Source organism: Pantanalinema rosaneae CENA516 (assembly GCF_050753385.1).
GTDB classification, from domain to species: Bacteria; Cyanobacteriota; Cyanobacteriia; order Leptolyngbyales; family Leptolyngbyaceae; genus Pantanalinema; species Pantanalinema rosaneae.
On the sequence record NZ_JBLZFZ010000063.1, the window covers coordinates 22,117 to 39,826 of the forward strand.

Here is a 17,710-nt window from a genome sequence, read left to right on the forward strand (position 1 = left end):
GGCTGCCGCTGCCAGTTGCAACAATGATGCCATCCCCCTAGTTATTCACGGGAACAGTCGGCACAACGACCGGGCTCAGTACCCTGGGAGCAGCGGTTTGGGTGGAAGTCGGTTGTACCTGTTGTTTGCCCCAATTCCAGAACTGCCACCAGGGATACTTCTTCGCTTCAGCCTGAGGCTGAGTTGGGTTAGTAGCGGTCGGCGGTTGTGTCACCGGGTTGCTCGACACGGGAGGAACCGTTGGCGGCTGGGTCACTGGCTTGCTCGATACAGGAGGAACCGTCGGCGGCTGGGTGATCGGTTTACCTGTTACGGGCGAGGGGGTGACGGGCTGGGTGACAACCGGCGGATTGGTCGGCTGAGTTGGAGTTGGGGTGGGTGGCTTCACCGGAGTAGTTGGCAGTGTAGGCGTTGTAATCGGGGGTCTAACGGCTAAAGCAGAGGCATTCAGACTAGCGATCGTCTGGTCATTCGTTAAGTAAATGTGCCCCAAAGCGCTACCGTTATAGACCCGCTTGGTCAGTCGCCATCCCGGTTCTAGATGGATTTTGGCAAACCCATTCGTATTACCCCGTACCCGACCAATTAACAATTCGGGAGCCGAGCGATCGCTGGTTGGAGTTCCGAGCAACAGAATATCGTTATCTCTCTTTGCCACGCGCAGGCTATACTTCCAGTTTTGATCCTCCCCGGCTGCCCGCAGGGAGTAGCCATTACTGTCAATGCTGCGACCACAGATATTAGTAAAGTCAAACTCGGTTAACAAGGGATTGATCGCCGTCACGGAGCCAGCCGGACTCTCACTCCAGCATGGACGGGCATTACTGATCTGTTCTACAATAAGAAGCTGATGCGCAGTACCATTGGAATATGGGGAAGCAATCAACGCAAACTTATTCTGATCGACTTCCTGCTGACCGAACATGCCTGCTGCCGATGCGGGGGAAACATTGCCAAACGATGCTGCGGTCAAAGTAGCCAGTGCGGCTACTGTCACTCTGGATGAAGTGTTCATGGTAGTTGATGAATGAGGTCGATACCTCTGTCGTGTACTGATGTCTGCCATGACGCGGCGGGAACTAAAAAAGTTTTCTACAATGTGACAGTTTGGAAACTGTCTACCTGGCTAGATGCAGATCACCAAATTCTGTTAACCATCTAGACCCTGTAGAGGCATAGCATACCCGAAAACCGCCCTTTGATCACTCTCATGTTGCGGCGATCGCTAATGGGAATTGCTCAGCAAGCCCTATAGATCTGCTGATTGGGGAGAGTTTGCCAGCTTTAATTTGCCAGCTTTAAACAGGTAAATTCTGTTGGGTGCTGACTCGTTGGAGTTGCTTCTGTAACCGATCGCGATCGTTCGCCGCAGGTTGAAAATCCGGCTTGATGGCGATCGCTTGCTCAAAGGATTGTAAGGCTTCCGGATAGCGCTGAAGTTCCCGCAGGACGCGTCCCCGCCAATGCCAGAGGTTATGCCGATTGGGACGCAGTTGAATGGCGCGATCGAAGGCAATTAAGGCATCCTGGTAACGCTTTAATCGGGCTAATGAGCCACCGAGGCAACACCAAAAATCCGCACTATCCGGCTTCAGTTGAATCGCCTGGTTGTAGGACTCTACCGCTTCCTCATAGTGTCCTAAGGTGTACAGCACATTCCCTCGCCACCGCCAGAGATCCGGGTCATCGGTGCGGATCTGGCTCGCGCGATCGTAAGCCGCTAACGCCTCAGCATACCGTTGCAGTTTTTCTAAAGCCCGTCCTTTCTGAAACCACACCCAATAGTCCTTCGTCGCCTCAGCATTTCCCGGCTTGACCGTTGTAATCGTTGTGGGATCGCTCGGCTCCAGTGCTGGTTGCCGGATCACCGTCCGTTCCTCTACCCGACCAGGAGACATCAAGACTCGCGTTGGTTCAGTCCGTGGCAGCGATCGTACCGTAGTCGTGTCTTCCGAAGTTGGCACAGGATGAGCAACCGCCGGTTCTGGAGGCGCGGATGTTGGTGAAATTGCCGGAATTCCTCGCTTCAGCAGCAACATTTTGGACGTTGGACTGGAATAATCGCCAGAGGCACTGGAGAAGACCGTTTCGTCATCCTCTTCGTCGGCAACAGCAATTACACTATGATGCAATTGTTTTAATACCCGAGTCCGAGCTTCAACCGCCGCTTGAAAGTCGGGCTTCAGTTGCACCACCCGATCGTAACAAGCGATCGCTTCCTCGACCTGTTGCAAACTCTCTAGCAACCGCCCCCGGTCGTACCATGCCCAGTAGTTATCGGGCTGTAATTGCACAACCTTGTGATAAGCCGCTAGCGCCTCGTCATAGCGTTGCAACTGTTCTAACACCGTTCCTTGCTTAAACCAGGCAACATGATCATCCGGTTGAATACTCACCACCTGTTCATAGGCGGCGATCGCTTCGTCATACCGTTGCAGGTTTTCCATCGCCATACCCCGCATTAACCACGCCAACGTATCCTCTGGATTTTGTTGAATGGCGCGATCGCAGGAAGCCACCGCCTCATCATAGTGTTGCAGGTGATATAAGGTATCGACCTGTTTGAGATTACTCAACACCCGCTTACGGCTAGCGATCGCCAGTTGGAAATCTGGCTTGAGCTGCACCGCTCGATCGTAGGAGGCTACGGCATCCTCAAATTGCTGCATACTTTCCAGCGTCTTACCGCGATCGTGCCATGCCCAGTAATTATCCGGTTGCAGTTCCACAACGCGATCGTAAGCCTGGAGAGCGTTTTGGTAGCGCTGGAGCAAATCTAAGGCAACTCCTAGCTTGTACCACGCCAGGTAATCATCGGGTTGCAGATGCACCACGCGATCGTAGGAAGCCACGGCATCCTCATAGCAGCGCAAATTTTCCAGGGATAACCCCCGCTTGAACCAGGCAACATAATCCTGCGGCTGCGCCTGGATCACTTTATCGTAGGCAGACACCGCTTCTTTGTAGCGTTGCAACTGGAACAATTCATCCCCCCGCTCTAACCAGGCGAGATGCCCATCCATACTGACCAGAATGGGTTCCGCTAACAAGGTAGCAACCGTTGTGACATGGGTTAAGGGCTGCAACGCAGCTAAGGCTTCCTGCGCCGAGGGATAACGCTGACGAAAGTCATAGCGCACCATCTGATCCAGAATATCTGCCAGCTTGGCGCTTACCTTTGTGCGATCGCGCCAAACAATTTCCCCCGTTTTCGGATCCTCCGGCAATTTTTTGGGATTAATTCCGGTCAAACACTGAATTGCCAGCATGCCCACGGCATAAATATCACTACTAAAGCGGGGTTTGCCTGCCAATTGCTCACTCGGCATATACCCTGAGGAACCGACTGCGATCGTGAGTGTGTCTGAGCTTTGCGCCTCTGCCCCCGGCATACTAATTTGTTTGACTGCCCCAAAATCAATCAAGATCATGCGGCGATCGCCGTGGCGACGAATCAAATTAGAGGGCTTAATATCCCGATGCACCACCTGTTGTTGATGCACAAATTCCAGTACCGTCAGAACTTCCTGTAATAACTGAACTACTTCCGATTCAGTGAACACTCGGCAAGCTTTCAACTCCTGGCTCAAGACCTCCCCTTGAATAAATTCTTGAACCAGATAGAATTCCTGATTTTCTTCAAAGTGAGCAAATAACCGGGGAATCTGGTCATGGCTCCCCAGGGTATAGAGCACTTCCGCCTCCGTATTAAATAACCGTCTGGCAGCTTGCAGTGCCTCTGGGTCGTCGGTTCGTGGCTTCAACTGCTTGACCACACACTGAGGATTTCCTGGCAGGTGAAAATCCTCAGCCAGATAGGTCTGACCGAAACCACCGCCCCCCAGGTGACGGGTAATTTGGTAGCGACTCCCAATGACTTTACCCAACATAGGTGATGAATTCTTCCGAGTATGAGGCGATGGAACAGTAGCGCTAGCGATCTCTAACCGTGACGATGATGGGTGCAGTGACAATAGTTTACTCAGCCAACACCACTATTTAGTAACAGGGATGTGAAAGTTGCATCATCCGTAACTACTCCCACCTATTCCTAGAATTACAGTAAAGACCCACTATGAGTTCCGAGAAATTACTTAGAAGGGGGATTCAAACGGAGCAATAGACAGAGAGAACCCATAACAATCCAGTAAAAAATCTTTTAATGTAGACATTCGCTGCAAACTCGGCTATAAGAGGAATAAGTATCAAGTTTATGGCAGCTTCTCTTCATCACAGTGTTCAGCCATGTTTGGTTGCTATCTGGGGCATCAACCTAAAGATAAATCCCTTTCTAGGATGTGAACTGGCATTACCGGGGTAGCTAATTCATCCCTCGATATAGGTGTATCACCAGATTTCAGTTCAATTACAGTTAACGCCAATCTGCATCATTGCAGGTTATTCACAGCGTGATGCCGATTAGTTTTTGCAGGAGTTCCTGTGTTTAAACCGCTAGTTTATTAGCAGTTATGTGATCCAAATATCAATCGGACAATCGAGCCTGAATCTACTCTGTATTTAAGAAGAAATATTAATTTTCCTTCGATCAATTTCTTCTTACCCTCTTCGATAGTGGCGTTGATGAAATTTTGAATAACCCATTTCTGTAAGAATAAAGATTACATAAAGCTTCTCGGTAATATCGCTGAATAGGCTATTTTTTAGACGGCTATATGAGACGCTAAGTACAAAAATATACCCTGTTGAACTGTCATGATGCCAGTGAAATCTCCTAATTACGTTGACCCTCTGCAACCCTGTTTACGATCGCGGACGATCGTGCCACCTACGGCTGGTTCAGGGTTACGACCAACACCCTTTGGGGGATTTTCTGGCGCTGCTGATTGGCTCTCTCAATCTCAATCCAGTAGCACCATTTCCACGGATGCCGCAGATACCGTCATCGCCAGTGACCCTCCAACTATCGACTCGCCAGTAGTCCAATCACCATCAGCATCGAAGTTACACGGTGACTTTAATCAAGATGGCAATGTTGACTTACTGTGGCGCGACTATACAACTGGACAGAATCTGGTTTGGTTAATGAACGGGACAACGGTGACCTGTTTCCTAGAATTAACTCCCGTTGCCGATCCGAATTGGCGCATTCAAGGAACAAGTGATTTTAACGGCGATGGTTATTCCGATATCCTGTGGCGACATGCTGAAACTGGCAGTAACGAAGTCTGGTTAATGCAGGGTAGCACTCTCCTCTCCACGGTCACGATCGGCGATCCAGTCCCAACCCACTGGCGGATTCATGGCATAGGAGATTTCAACGGAGATGGGCATCCAGATTTGGTCTGGCGTGATTACACCACTGGAGCCAATGGCATTTGGTTGATGAATGGTACCACCCTGATCGAATCCGTTAATTTACCCAACGTCGTTGGGAGCAACCTCAAAATCCACGGAGTTGCCGATTTTAACCAGGATGGGCAAGTTGATGTGCTGTGGCGCAATAACCTGACTGGCGAAAATTTCATCTGGTTGATGAATGGCACCGCCGTTTCTAGTATGCATTTGTTACCATCAGCAGATATCACCTGGGAACTTCAAGGCACTGGAGATTTTGATGGTGACGGCAAGCCTGATCTGCTCTGGCAATCACACACCTCTGGAGCGCTGGGGATCTGGGTAATGAATGGTCTGACCTACGATCGCTCCCTGGCAATTTCGGCGGCTCCGGCTTTATCCGGTAAGAATGCCCTGAGTCATCCTGGCAGTTTGGCATTACAGGACCTCTCCACGCCATCCAGCTTAGTCAGCCTCAGTCAGCTATCCTTTTCCCGGCAGGAAGGGGATGCTGGCAGTTTTCAGATTCAGTTAAACGAGGCTCCCACCACAAACGTAACGCTGACCTTCACGACCGGAGATTTCCTGGTGGTGGATGCAGATGGCAATATAGCGAACGGGACTCAAAATGCCATCACCTTCACCCCAACGGACTGGAATCAAGCCCGAACGGTACGGTTGATTGCCGAGGTAGATGGCAGTAGTGATCATCGCCTCACAGGCAACACCATTAGCTATAGCCTTACAGGCGGCTTCGTTGGCACAGGAGTTTATGACCTGGGCACAATTTACAATACCTATGCGCCCGATCCGACCCGCTTTAATATCGATCTGGACTTCCGCAATGACACCTCCGGCTTCTGGAATGCCACTCGACAAGCCGTTGCCCAAAAAGCCGCTAACGATTGGGCAGCATTGATTGCCAATGAATGGGCTAGTTTACAGTTAAATGCCACCGGCAGCACCGCGATCGCCCGCATGGATAGTTCTGGCCCCCGCACCTCCACCTTTGACACCAAGCGCATCGTCGATGATTTAGTTGTATTTGTGAATAACTTACAACCCGGTGCCCCTGAAGGCGGCTTCGGCAGCCCCGAGTATCAATTTGGTGGGTGGGTGCCCAACTACTATCCAGGTGTCACAGACCCAATGCCACGGGTGGGTCAGATTGCCATCAATACCGCCGTCTTTACGGACGAAAGCGCCGTAGGACTATGGCAACTGTATCAAATCGTCCTGCATGAAATTGGTCACACTCTGGGGCTATTAGGCATGAACTGGATCGGCTACAACCGTGTCGATCGCAGCAATGGCATTTTTCTGGGATGGGATGGGCAGGGAGGCTACTCCAGAACGGCGAATGGAGGTAACTATGTGACACTCCAAGCCGATCTGCAACACCCTGCCCCCTCCATCCAATCCATCATGTCCTACGGTTGGTTATATAACCTGTACGAACCTAGCCTGATCGATCGGGCGTTACTTGCCGATAGCGGTTACACGATCGTTGGGATTAATGATACGACAGCAACCAGCCTAACCACCAATTCAACCCCTGAAGCCACTCAATTGCCAACTGCCGGAGCCGCCCCACCCCAAGCAGGCTGTAGCTGTTTTATCTGCACTGGGCAGGTATTTACCCTCAATGGGGCTGGCATCACCAATCTCACTGATGCGATCGCCTTCAGTTAATAACTGAAGTTTAGACCAATTCAAAAAATACCCCATATTTAGGAGGGGCGAACGGTCATTCGCCCTTACATATAGCGGAAAATTGCATTTAGTCTAAAGTCGAGTTAATAAGGATCATATAAATAAGACCGGATATTTTGTCCTCTGAAGGGGCGAACGGCTGTTCGCCCGTACAAGAAAATATCGAAATTAATGAGTTCTCATTCCTAAGAGCCAATTCCCAAGCGACCGGCGAGAGCAGGGGTCAATGGCAGTAATGTGACAATCATTAAAAACAAGGCTAGCAAGCCTAATGCCGCTCTCGCATCATCGGGTTCAGTCAATTCATTCAAACTGGGGCGTTCCAGGTCGCGTTGCAAGAACAACACCAAAATCGCCCAGTACAATGCCAATGGGTTCACCAGGGAGGCTAAACCGAGAATGATCAATGTCCCGATCGTCGTCCGTCCGGCAATTTTGCGACCATAGATCGATTGCACAATCCGTCCACCATCTAACTGTCCGGCAGGCATGAGATTCAGGGCATTAATCACTAACCCCAGCCAACCCAACACTACTAAGGGATGGACATCGACGATCGGTTGCTGTAAGGACTCTTGTAACACCACACGGGTGAGAGTTCCGACCAAAATGGATCCCTGGAAGAATTCAGAGGGCACCTGGAATAAACTGCCTTCGTGGGATAGCAACAAGCCCGTCATCAGCATTGCCAACGAAATCAAGCCACCGACCGCTGGCCCCGCAAAGGCAATATCAAACAGGACATTGCGGTTGGGCAACAGAGAATCAAACCGAGTTAGCGCCCCATAGGAGCCGATCGGAATACTAGGAATGAAGAACGGATAGCTGAGTTTAACCTGATAGCGGCGTGCCATGATCCAGTGCCCCAGTTCATGGGCGAATAACACACCCAGCAGTCCCAGGGCGATCGGCACAGTTGCCATGAATTTATCGGGGGATTCCAGCAGATCAAAGCCCAGCATCACACTGGCACTTTCCATACAGGAGGCGATCGTCACCAGCAACAGCACCACCGCAAATCCCTTTTGGAACAGGGTCATCGGCTTAGGATCGCGGGTACTTGGCAGAATAATCACCACTGGCTTACCATCCTGATTTTCCACCAGATACAAGCGATAGCGATCGCCCAAGCGTTCCTGCAAGCTAGTAGATAGGCGAGTATAGGCAGCCTCCGGTTCTCCCCGCAGATTTCCCCGGAAAATCGCGCCTTCCTGATAGGGAATGGTTTCAGTGGCGAAGAACGTATCTAAGCCAAAAATGCCTTGAATCGCTTTCAGATCTTCTGCTGGCAAGGGAACGACATCCGGTTCCTGTAGGGTTGTCGCAGTAGTTGATTGAGATTGGCTAGATTCAGTGTCCGTTGCAGCATTTGGTTGTGCCGATTCCTTTGCAGCTTCTGCCATGGCGGCGGCTCGTCGGGAGAGCAAAACATCCTGCCCCATTGCTCGCAAGCGATTGCCCAGGTAGATGTATAACCCAGTCGAAAGCAGGAATAAGAACAGAACACCGATGAGATTTAGATAGATGCCCGCCGCGAAGAGAGTGAAGAATAAGAGCCAGGGAGCCATTAAGACGACAGACTGTAACCAGGCAAGAATGCCTAACTTGCCAAACGGTTTAGCGCGGAAAAATCCCCAAGCTAGAAAGCCGAGTGCCAGCAGTACTGTTAACGCCGTGATCATGCCCAAACTCTCCCAAACTTCACAGAAACTCTGTTCGCTAACAGAAGTTCATCATTCTTTATAGGAAGTTATCCCTATTTAACTCTACCCGAATCAGAGCGTTCAAACATGCCCAAACAGGTAGGGTTTTCGGCTTAAAGTAAACCGCCATAGTCTCGATCGCTCAATCGAGTCACCCAATGCTCCATAAAAGAATCGAGGCAAGAGTTTAAACCTGCCTCGATCGCTAAAACAAACTTTAGAGCCTTAGAGAATAGTTGAAAAGTATCTAAAGTACTTTGCATTCGCCCCCTAAATCCCCCAATTCTGGGGGACTTTCAAGCCTAAGCCAGTTCCCCCCAGAATTGGGGGGCTAGGGGGGCAGTTCCAAGTAGCACTTCTAACGTTTTAACCATCCTCATAATTAGCGACTATTTTTTCTTTTTCTTGCCGCCATCTTTCTTACCGCTGTCTTTCTTGGCTTCTGCCTTAGCGGGTTCTGCGGCTGGTTCTGCTTCAGCTAAGGGTTCTGCTGCCGCAGGTTCAGCCGCCGGAGCTTCTTCGGTCTTCACACCCATTTGGGCTGCCACCTCTGCTGCGAAATCGGTTTCCTCCCGCTCGATACCTTCACCCAGCACGAATCGGACAAACCGACGAATTTGGATGTTTTCGCCCAGTTTAGAGATGTACTGTTTCACCAGTTCTTCAACTGTGAGATTTTGATCGCGGATATAGGGCTGATCTAACAAGCACAGCTCTTTCAGGCGCTTATCGATCCGACCTTGCACGATTTTCTCGCGCATGTTTTCCGGCTTGTTAGCCAGGTCATCCTTACCCATTTCGATCGCTTTCTCTTTCTCCACCAGAGAAGCAGGAATATCGCTAACCTTGACGTATTCCACCTGGGGGCAAGCCGCAACCTGCTTGGCAATGTCGCTGACCAGGGTTTTGAAATCTTCGTTGCGAGCCACGAAATCGGTTTGGCAGTTGACTTCCACCAACACCCCAATGCGACCACCGGTATGGATGTAACTATCGACTAACCCTTCTGCGGTGACTTTGCCTGCCTTCTTCTCAGCAGACGAGATCCCTTTCTTGCGGAGCCACTCGGCAGCTTTTTCAATGTCACCGTCGGTTTCCGTCAAAGCCTTTTTGCAATCCATCATGCCTGCGCCGGTTTTTTCGCGCAGTTCTTTGACTAATTTTGCTGAGATGTCCGCCATGTCTCTTAAATTCCTAGTTCGTTGTGAGCAATTTCCCAACCAAGATGAGTGATGGCGTTGGGGATCAACTCATCACTCATCAACTTATTGATTACTGACAACCCACGAATGGCTACTCTTCCGATTCGTCTTCGTCATCGCCGCTGTAGGAGTCGGTCTCATCGTACTCGTACTCCTCTTCAGCCCCATCGTAATCTTCGTAATCATCTTCCATGTCAGGTTGACCATGCCGACCTTCATAGATCGCATCAGCCAACTTGCCCACGATTAGCTTAATCGACCGAATGGCATCGTCGTTGGCTGGAATGGGGATATCCACCAAATCTGGATCGCAGTTGGTATCTAGCAGGGAGACGATCGGAAGCCCCAGCTTCTGACATTCCTGCACTGCATTATATTCCCGCCGTTGATCCACAATCACCACGATATCGGGAATCTTCCGCATGGCTTTAATGCCACCCAGATACTTTTGCAGTTTCTCCAGTTCCCGCCGCAGCATCGACGCTTCTTTCTTCGGCAGCAGATCCAGCGCTCCGGTTTCTTCCCGGCGTTCCAGTTCCTTCAAGCGATCGACCCGGGTTTTAATCGTCACCCAGTTGGTCAACATACCGCCCAACCAGCGTTGGTTGACATAGTAGGAACCACAACGGCTGGCTTCCTGTGCCACAATTCCGGCAGCTTGCCGCTTAGTACCAATAAACAGAAACTTTTTGCCTTGTTCAGATGCCGTCCGGACGTAGTTATAAGCATCGTCCATTAACTTGGCAGTCTGAACCAGGTCAATGATGTGAACCCCATTCCGAGCCGTGTAGATATAGGGATCCATTTTGGGGTTCCAGCGGCGGGTTTGGTGCCCAAAGTGAACCCCTGACTCGAGCAATTGAGCCAACGAAACAACTGGCATATTGATTTGAACTCCTGTGTTCGGGTTAATCCTCCATCCAGGTAGCTGTTAGCGATTTTATGATTAGCTGGGAGCGAATCAGAAACATAGATGTTACCGAATCTCAGAATGAAGCTGAGCCAAGCAGACCGCCCCCTAAGAGGATGTTTTAAAAGTATCAAAACGATTGCACTAGCCCCCTAAATCCCCCAATTCTGGGGGACTTTGAATCCGGTTCCCCCCAGAATTGGGGGGTTAGGGGGGCAGTTCAGATAACGATTGTGACTTTTCAAACGCCCTCTAAATCCCCCAATCCTGGGGGACTTTGATCGCCTCTAGTTCCCCCCAACGTTGGGGGGCTAGGGGGGCAATCAGGCTGATAATCAGCAAGACTACACCTTCTTCTCCACAGCTAAAAATCACTAAAAAACACCCGAAAGCCTGGATGTGTGAATTTAGACAACTTTTCCAGGGTAACACAGCAAGCGGAACACTTGCTAAACCTGTTTCAGCGATCGCAGTTCGGCGTAAGCGTCATACACGCCCTGAACGTTATACCAATTGAGGAAAATTCGGGCAACTTCTAAGGCTAACTGCGGTTTGCCGCGATCAATCAGCCATTGCAACAAGGGAGCCATCGTGCGTTCGTTCAGCCAGCCCCCTAAGGACAATACCCCCCAAAGGATACGGTGGAGCCAGGTCATCTGGATCATCATCCGGACTTCCCAGGTGGGATGTTTTTGGTAGAACAACACCCCCATTCTGCCACGTTGAATCTCCTTATCAATCAAGCGAGGCAGTTGATCCAGGGTGAAAGGTGGATGCCAGTGATAGCCGACGGCTTCGGGGCATTTAATCAGAGTTAAATCCAATTGCTTGAGCCGGACTCCGAGTTCCAGATCTTCCCAGCCATAGAGTTGAAAGCGAGTATCAAACAATCCCGCTTGTTCTAACCATTTCCGAGCGATCGCCACATTCCCGGTCGCGAAGTAGGCGCGAGAATAGTCCGTCACTTTAAACGGTTCCGAAGTGGGATCATCAAAGTTGCAAGTATTGATCACCCAGCCGTAGGTAAAGATGCGATCGTGCCCCAGCGATCGTTGACCATTGATCAAAGCATCGGCATGGGCCTGGAGAAAGTTGGGCGTGACAACCAGATCACTATCAATGAAAATAATCGTGTCACCCAACGCTTTTTGGACACCTAAATTTCGAGCAGCGGCAGGACCCTGATGATCCTGTAAAAATAACCGGACATGGGGCAGTTCTTGGGCATGGGTTTGCAACCATTCCACCGTCTTGTCAGTAGAACCATCATCCACGACAACGACTTCATAGCCAGTGATTTGGGCAGACTGATAGTGCTGCTGCTCTAGAACCCGCAAACATTTTTCTAAAATCGGTTGGCGGTTGTAGGTTGGAATCACCACACTGAAAAACACACTGTTTCCCCTGGACTAACGTGACACAGCACATTTTGCTTTACGCTTCTCCCGCGATCGGCGGTATTTTGCATTACAACCACTCGATTTTGGGGGCGCTGGCTACTCTAGGGTATCAGCTAACCTATGTGCAGGATATTCCCGACTCGTTAGTCGAGATGTTTGGTTCCGTGGGCATGGAGCAAACTCGCCAGCGAGCGGATTGGTTTGCCCAGCCCCAGAAACAGATGGGCATCCGTCACATTTGGTTAGAGTCCGCCAAGGCGGCAGATGCCGATCGCGTGATTCAGGAAGCCAAACCGGATCTGGTGATTGCCAGTAATGGCGGCCCGGTAGCGAATTTTTTTGTTAAGCGATCGGCGATTCAGTTAGGCATTCCTTTGATCATTGTGGAACATCTGGTGCATCCAATTAAACCGAAGGAAGTGCCCCAAGCCTACGCGGAACTGGCACAGCAATATATCGCAGCGAAAGCGGTAATTGCGGTATCTCAGAACAATCTGGAATTACTGCGTAAACTATTCGGACTCGCCCCCGATAAAGGTCAAGTGATTTATTGTGGGCGACCCTCCTACTACTTTGAGCCAGCCCAGCCCGAGGTGCGATCGCGGTTGCGGCAACAATGGGGGATTCCGTCGGAGGCTGTGGTCTGTTTCACGGCTGCTCGGTTAGATATTATCAAAGGCTATCAGTATCAAATCGCGGCAATTAAGCAACTCAAGCAACTCCCAGTCTGGGAAAATCTCTACTTTGCTTGGGCAGGCAAAGGGACGTTAGAAGACCACTTGAAGCAATGGGTGAATCAGGCAGGAGTGAGCGATCGCGTCAAGTTTCTGGGAGAACTGGAGGACATTAACGATTGGCTGGATGCCAGCGATATTTTTGTGTTGTCATCCGAATCCGAGGGTTTGCCACTAGCCATGATGGAAGCAATGGCTAAAGGTTTACCTGTCGCGGCTTCCTCGGTCAGTGGTATTCCCGAAGGTTTGGGAGACACCGGGAAATTACTCACTGCACCAATTTTTGATCCGCAAGCCATGATTCGCGAGTTAGTTCAAACCTTACAAGTCTGGGGTAGGGATGCTGCCTTACGACAGCAGATCGGACAAGTGTGCCATCAACGCGCCGCCAACCTGTTTCGGGAAGAACGGATGGTCGCAGAGACGATCGCCGTGATCCAAAGAGCCCTGGCTTTAGAATGAAGTCAGGTGTTTCAGGCAAAACGATCGATGACAGCCGAACTACACGCTAATCAAACCAATCTCTATCAAACCGACTTTGTGCATTGGGTTGAGACAACAGTGGAGCAACTGCGAACTCAAAATTACGCTGCCGTCGATTGGGCAAACCTGATTGAGGAAATTGAGGAGATGTCACGGCGAGAGCGCAAAAGCCTGAAAAGTAATCTCATTGTGGTGCTGCTCCATTTGCTGAAATGGCAATATCAACCAGACTGCCGCTCTGGGAGTTGGCGAGGCAGTATGCGGGAGCATCGGCGACGAATCAATGATGATTTAAATGATTCACCGAGTTTAGTGCCTTATTTGCAAGAGGTATTGGCAGAGTGTTACGAAAATGCTCGCGAACAAGCCGCAGATGAAACGGAATTACCGATCGCGACATTTCCAGTCGGCTGTCCTTACGCCTCAGAGCAAATCCTTGATGCCAGCTTTTTACCGGAGTAGAGAGGCACTACTCAGCTACTAAATTCCCTTCAATCAGAAGATCCTCACCGATCGTTCGCCATTTCAGTCGTTCCAACCTTTTCGCTTGCGTCATTTCCGTTAAACCGAGATCGCCCACTGGAGACGGAGCCGTACTGCCGCCAATTATTTTCGGGGCAATGAACGCCATCACCTTTTGAATAGAACCATCCGCAATCGCCTGGGCAGCTAAATTGCCGCCACATTCCCACAGGACACTGAGAAACCCCCGATCGTAAAACTCTGCCATTAACGCGGCGGGAGTCAGGGGATCAAGTTCGAGAATTTCTACACCTTGTTGTTGCAAGATGGTTTGCCTCTCCGGTCGAGTTCCCGGAGCCGTGACCACCAGGGTAGGAGCGATCGCCGTATTCCATAACTGAGCCTCTGTCGGTAAATCGAGCGATCGGCTCATTACCACTCGTAACGGGGTAGGTGACTCCTGGCGACTGGTTAACAACGGATTATCCTGCCGGACGGTGTTACCTCCCACTACGACCGCATCACACGCCACCCGGAGTTGATGCACCAGCGATCGGGCAGCCGGACTCGTCACCCAGGCACTATGTCCCGTCGTCGTGGCAATTTTGCCATCCAGCGTCATCGCATACTTGAGAATCCCCAGGGGAGAGTAATGTTGAATCCGGTAGACAAACGCCTCATTCAATTCCTGACAGGCGGCTTCCTCCACCCCAACTGTTACTTCGATGCCAGCCGATCGCAACCGCGCTATTCCTGTCCCTGCCACCTGGGGATTCGGGTCAACCATCCCCACCACCACGCGATCGACTCCCGCCGCAATCACCGCCTCCGAACAGGGAGGAGTCCGTCCATAGTGGTTACAGGGTTCCAGATTCACATACAGGGTTGCCCCCTTTGCCCGATCGCCCGCCTGTCGCAGCGCAAATACCTCCGCATGGGGCTGTCCCGCCGCCGGATGGAAGCCTTCGCCAACAACTACCCCATCCTGCACAACCACAGAACCGACTAACGGATTGGGAGCCGTTTTGCCTAACGCCTGCCGCGCCAATTCCAGACACCGCCGCATCATGGCAGCATCCTCTAGTGGATAGGAGTTAATAGGGTCACTCATTTCGCTTGCCGTACCCATTCCGTGATGCCATCCGCGATCGCTGTGGCTAACCGTTGTTGTTCCTGGGGATTCATAATCCACTCGAACTCGGTGGGATTAATCATAAAGCCAAGTTCCAGCAACACCGATGGTGTATTCGCCGGACGAGTTAATGCCAGATTATTCCAAAACACCCCATCAGACGGACGATTGAGCGTCTTGACCAAATAGTTGTGCAAAAACACTGCCAGACTATGAGCCTGGGCATGATACCAAAAGGCTGACACTCCCTGGGTTTTGAGCGCATCACCATCATCGGGCAAAGCATTGTAATGCACACTGAGCGCGATCGCGGGTTGCGTTTTTTGGATCAGGTTCACCCGATCTTGTAGAGGCACATCGATATCTGCTTCCCGCGTCATCACCACCGTTGCCCCCCGTTGCACCAGGCGATCGCGGACTAACTTGGACATGATTAACGTCATATCCTTCTCTGGATAGCCCGTGGGACTCGTCGCGCCCGTATCTTCCTCCCCGCCGTGTCCCGGATCCAGCAGAATTTTGACTCCCGCTAGTGCCGTTTTAGAGTTGGTCGCTCCCCGGTTAACCTTGGGTGGATGTTTCAGCGACAATACCAGGCTAGTGCCCTCATAGCGCAACGTGTAGCCCCATTGTTGAGTCGTTTTCAGATTAAATTTGTATTCCACCTGTCCGGGAGCCGTTTGCTGCCAATCGAGGCGGGAGATCAATGGATCATCATCTAGTTTAATCGTGTCGGTCTGAGCAGTGGTGTTATGCAACGTCAGGGTAAAGCTGCGATCGCCCTGCTGCACACTCACAGGCACAGGCACTTGCAGGGGAAACACCACCTCTGTCCAATCACCCACCTGTCTAGCTTTGACACTACGGATTAAGGAATTGGGTGGTACGGAGGTTTTGCGAATTTGCACTTCGCTCCGCCGAATCCAGGCACCGTAATCTAACCGCAGCCAATCGCCTTCCATGCCCGTGATCACCGCTTGAGTGCCTTTGGGGAGTGGAGTCAGACGCGAATAATCGGTACTCGGACCTGTACGAGCGGTTCCGGCTTCGGCGGTGACTTCTGCCACTTCTAGCTGTTCCGGCGACAGAATCCGGATACTACCAGGAGCAACCTGGCTATTGCGGCGATCGCCCAACGCTAATTGAAACTCTGGCTTGCCCAAGTCTCCTAATAAAACCGTTCGCACACAACCCTGAAACTTACCAGCAGAAGTGGCAACCGGTTGATTTTGCCCGGTCAACACCGCACTATTCGGGGGTAAGTTACGTTGTGGTTGAAACTCTAGAGGAATCGTTTGGTCTACTAACTTTACGGACACCGTTGCATTCGCTGGAGCGATCGCACTAAAGCAAATCGGCTCATTCGGTAATCGCGCCAGATCCACGGCAGGGGTGATGGAATCGGGGGCAAAGGTCGCTCCGACCGGGGTAGGCGGTTCAGCAGGCAAGCGGATTACCGTCAACTGCATTTGCTGGTTGCCATAGTTTAGTGTGAACTGATTGGTTCCCAACTGTAGCGGAAAGCTGGGAGCAAAATGTCCGGCACTACTCCGCGCGATCGTCTGACCATTCACCCGCACTGTCCCGCTGGGAGGAGCCGTCCCAATTAAAAAAATTTGGCTCGCTGTTGTCTCATGGTTGTTGGGTGGATAGGCCAGATGCAACGCCGATTGAGCCATCACGGCTGATTGACCGCAGGTAAACGCGCCCACCAACGGTAATAAAGTGGCAGAAATTGGGATGAAAGGAAAACGGTTCATGAACGATCGCCAACCAAGTGCATAGTTATTGTTAACACATGATTCATTAAAAATTTTCGCAATCTCCCCCCTGAGATAGACGATCGCGGCTAACGTGGATGTGAATCGACGCATCCGGTGCTGTATGTTATTTAGCCTGATGAACCTACCCTATTGGATTTTCCTGGGGATGGGAATCCTTTTATTTCTGACCGTCATTCTCACAGGGGGCGGCGACGATGACCTGGATGCCGATGTCGATCAGGGGTTGCTCGATCTGGATGCCGAAACGGATAGCGACTTCAGCGCCACCCAGATCCTGGCTTGGTTGGGATTTGGCAAAGCACCCTTAGTGTTATTGTTAGCAACCGATCTCAGCCTGATTGGTGTCCTGGGCTGGCTGCTGAATGTCGTGGTGGGAGTGGCGATCGGGCAGGTTCCGGCTGGCTTGTGGAGTGGCTTCGTTCTGGCTACCACACTGTTCCTGTCATTGACCCTTGGCAGTCTGATTGCGCGTCCAGTCGGCAAGGTATTTGCTCAGTTTGGCGAAGATGCCAGCAGCGATCGCTTGATTGGCTGCATTGGCACCGTCAGTTCTGCCAGTCTGCATCACAGTCAAGAAAACCGCATTGCCCAAGTGGATGTCCTCGATCCTGCCCGAAACTTAGTTAGCATTGCCACCGTTTTACCCGACTGGGCTACTACCATCCCCCGACGCGGCGACAAAGTTGTGGTGATCGATCGCCAGGGATCCTACTATCTCGTAATTGCTAAAGATAGTGCTGACAGCGATCGCTGGTTCAATAATCCCCCTCCATCCGACTCCTAATTTTCAGTTCCCGATCATCTTTTGCCAAATTGTATTGATTACAGGAAATCCCTATGCTGTTCTGGCTCACCCTCATCCAATCCTTACCCCTGTCTCTTATACACATCT

13 protein-coding genes are annotated in these 17,710 nt (G+C 51.1%); 4 read left to right on the forward strand and 9 right to left on the reverse strand.

Annotation, left to right across the window (positions count from 1 at the left end):
* Positions 1 to 37 precede the first annotated feature (37 nt).
* Both ACN4EK_RS26495 and ACN4EK_RS26500 read right to left on the reverse strand, forming a co-directional pair.
* Positions 38 to 1,015 carry a DUF3747 domain-containing protein gene (locus ACN4EK_RS26495; RefSeq protein ID WP_431661301.1) on the reverse strand — a complete coding sequence of 326 codons (978 nt, stop codon included), beginning with the start codon at positions 1,013 to 1,015 and terminating at the stop codon, positions 38 to 40.
* A 283-nt stretch (positions 1,016 to 1,298) separates the two neighbouring features.
* Positions 1,299 to 3,890, reverse strand: coding sequence for a tetratricopeptide repeat protein (locus ACN4EK_RS26500; protein WP_431661302.1), 2,592 nt, complete (start codon positions 3,888 to 3,890; stop codon positions 1,299 to 1,301).
* 823 nt (positions 3,891 to 4,713) lie between these two features.
* Between ACN4EK_RS26500 and ACN4EK_RS26505 the strand changes: the two genes are divergently transcribed.
* A complete protein-coding gene (locus tag ACN4EK_RS26505; protein ID WP_431661303.1) occupies positions 4,714 to 6,987 on the forward strand; it encodes an FG-GAP repeat domain-containing protein in 2,274 nt (757 codons plus the stop codon).
* 206 nt (positions 6,988 to 7,193) lie between these two features.
* Here ACN4EK_RS26505 and ACN4EK_RS26510 read toward each other — a convergent pair whose 3' ends face one another.
* The 5 genes from ACN4EK_RS26510 to ACN4EK_RS26530 all read right to left on the reverse strand — a co-directional run bounded on the left by ACN4EK_RS26510 (position 7,194) and on the right by ACN4EK_RS26530 (position 12,217).
* On the reverse strand, positions 7,194 to 8,690 hold the full coding sequence (locus ACN4EK_RS26510) for a site-2 protease family protein (RefSeq protein WP_431661304.1): 1,497 nt from the start codon (positions 8,688 to 8,690) through the stop codon (positions 7,194 to 7,196).
* Between the two features lie 134 nt (positions 8,691 to 8,824).
* A complete protein-coding gene (locus tag ACN4EK_RS26515; protein ID WP_431661305.1) occupies positions 8,825 to 8,974 on the reverse strand; it encodes a hypothetical protein in 150 nt (49 codons plus the stop codon).
* Between the two features lie 126 nt (positions 8,975 to 9,100).
* A complete protein-coding gene (tsf, locus tag ACN4EK_RS26520; RefSeq protein ID WP_431661306.1) occupies positions 9,101 to 9,892 on the reverse strand; it encodes a translation elongation factor Ts in 792 nt (263 codons plus the stop codon).
* A 112-nt stretch (positions 9,893 to 10,004) separates the two neighbouring features.
* Positions 10,005 to 10,796 carry a 30S ribosomal protein S2 gene (gene rpsB / locus ACN4EK_RS26525; protein WP_431661307.1) on the reverse strand — a complete coding sequence of 264 codons (792 nt, stop codon included), beginning with the start codon at positions 10,794 to 10,796 and terminating at the stop codon, positions 10,005 to 10,007.
* Positions 10,797 to 11,272: 476 nt separating this feature from the next.
* Positions 11,273 to 12,217: a glycosyltransferase family 2 protein gene (locus ACN4EK_RS26530; RefSeq protein WP_431661308.1), complete on the reverse strand. Its 945-nt coding sequence runs from the start codon at positions 12,215 to 12,217 to the stop codon at positions 11,273 to 11,275.
* 20 nt (positions 12,218 to 12,237) lie between these two features.
* On the opposite strand from ACN4EK_RS26530, the gene ACN4EK_RS26535 reads away from it, so the two are divergent.
* Both ACN4EK_RS26535 and ACN4EK_RS26540 read left to right on the forward strand, forming a co-directional pair.
* Positions 12,238 to 13,419: a glycosyltransferase family 4 protein gene (locus ACN4EK_RS26535; RefSeq protein ID WP_431661309.1), complete on the forward strand. Its 1,182-nt coding sequence runs from the start codon at positions 12,238 to 12,240 to the stop codon at positions 13,417 to 13,419.
* Between the two features lie 27 nt (positions 13,420 to 13,446).
* Positions 13,447 to 13,902 carry a DUF29 domain-containing protein gene (locus tag ACN4EK_RS26540; RefSeq protein ID WP_431661310.1) on the forward strand — a complete coding sequence of 152 codons (456 nt, stop codon included), beginning with the start codon at positions 13,447 to 13,449 and terminating at the stop codon, positions 13,900 to 13,902.
* 7 nt (positions 13,903 to 13,909) lie between these two features.
* On the opposite strand, the gene ribD is transcribed toward ACN4EK_RS26540, so the two are convergent.
* A complete protein-coding gene (ribD, locus tag ACN4EK_RS26545; RefSeq protein ID WP_431661311.1) occupies positions 13,910 to 15,013 on the reverse strand; it encodes a bifunctional diaminohydroxyphosphoribosylaminopyrimidine deaminase/5-amino-6-(5-phosphoribosylamino)uracil reductase RibD in 1,104 nt (367 codons plus the stop codon).
* Positions 15,010 to 16,794, reverse strand: coding sequence for an N-acetylmuramoyl-L-alanine amidase (locus tag ACN4EK_RS26550; RefSeq protein ID WP_431661312.1), 1,785 nt, complete (start codon positions 16,792 to 16,794; stop codon positions 15,010 to 15,012). The genes ribD and ACN4EK_RS26550 overlap by 4 nt, the downstream gene beginning before the upstream one ends.
* Before the next feature lie 169 nt (positions 16,795 to 16,963).
* Between ACN4EK_RS26550 and ACN4EK_RS26555 the strand changes: the two genes are divergently transcribed.
* Entirely contained in the window at positions 16,964 to 17,602 is a 639-nt protein-coding gene (locus tag ACN4EK_RS26555) for a DUF1449 domain-containing protein (RefSeq protein ID WP_431661313.1), read from the forward strand.
* Positions 17,603 to 17,710: the final 108 nt, after the last annotated feature.

Bases quoted from the DNA above. Each gene is read 5' to 3' on its own strand.
- ACN4EK_RS26500 (WP_431661302.1), bottom strand. From the start codon at position 3,890: ATGTTGGGTAAAGTCATTGGGAGTCGCTACCAAATTACCCGTCACCTG.
- ACN4EK_RS26550 (WP_431661312.1), bottom strand. From the start codon at position 16,794: ATGAACCGTTTTCCTTTCATCCCAATTTCTGCCACTTTATTACCGTTG.
- ACN4EK_RS26540 (WP_431661310.1), top strand. From the start codon at position 13,447: ATGACAGCCGAACTACACGCTAATCAAACCAATCTCTATCAAACCGAC.
- ACN4EK_RS26510 (WP_431661304.1), bottom strand. From the start codon at position 8,690: ATGATCACGGCGTTAACAGTACTGCTGGCACTCGGCTTTCTAGCTTGG.
- ACN4EK_RS26555 (WP_431661313.1), top strand. From the start codon at position 16,964: ATGGGAATCCTTTTATTTCTGACCGTCATTCTCACAGGGGGCGGCGAC.
- rpsB (WP_431661307.1), bottom strand. From the start codon at position 10,796: ATGCCAGTTGTTTCGTTGGCTCAATTGCTCGAGTCAGGGGTTCACTTT.
- tsf (WP_431661306.1), bottom strand. From the start codon at position 9,892: ATGGCGGACATCTCAGCAAAATTAGTCAAAGAACTGCGCGAAAAAACC.
- ribD (WP_431661311.1), bottom strand. From the start codon at position 15,013: ATGAGTGACCCTATTAACTCCTATCCACTAGAGGATGCTGCCATGATG.
- ACN4EK_RS26505 (WP_431661303.1), top strand. From the start codon at position 4,714: ATGATGCCAGTGAAATCTCCTAATTACGTTGACCCTCTGCAACCCTGT.
- ACN4EK_RS26495 (WP_431661301.1), bottom strand. From the start codon at position 1,015: ATGAACACTTCATCCAGAGTGACAGTAGCCGCACTGGCTACTTTGACC.
- ACN4EK_RS26515 (WP_431661305.1), bottom strand. From the start codon at position 8,974: ATGCAAAGTACTTTAGATACTTTTCAACTATTCTCTAAGGCTCTAAAG.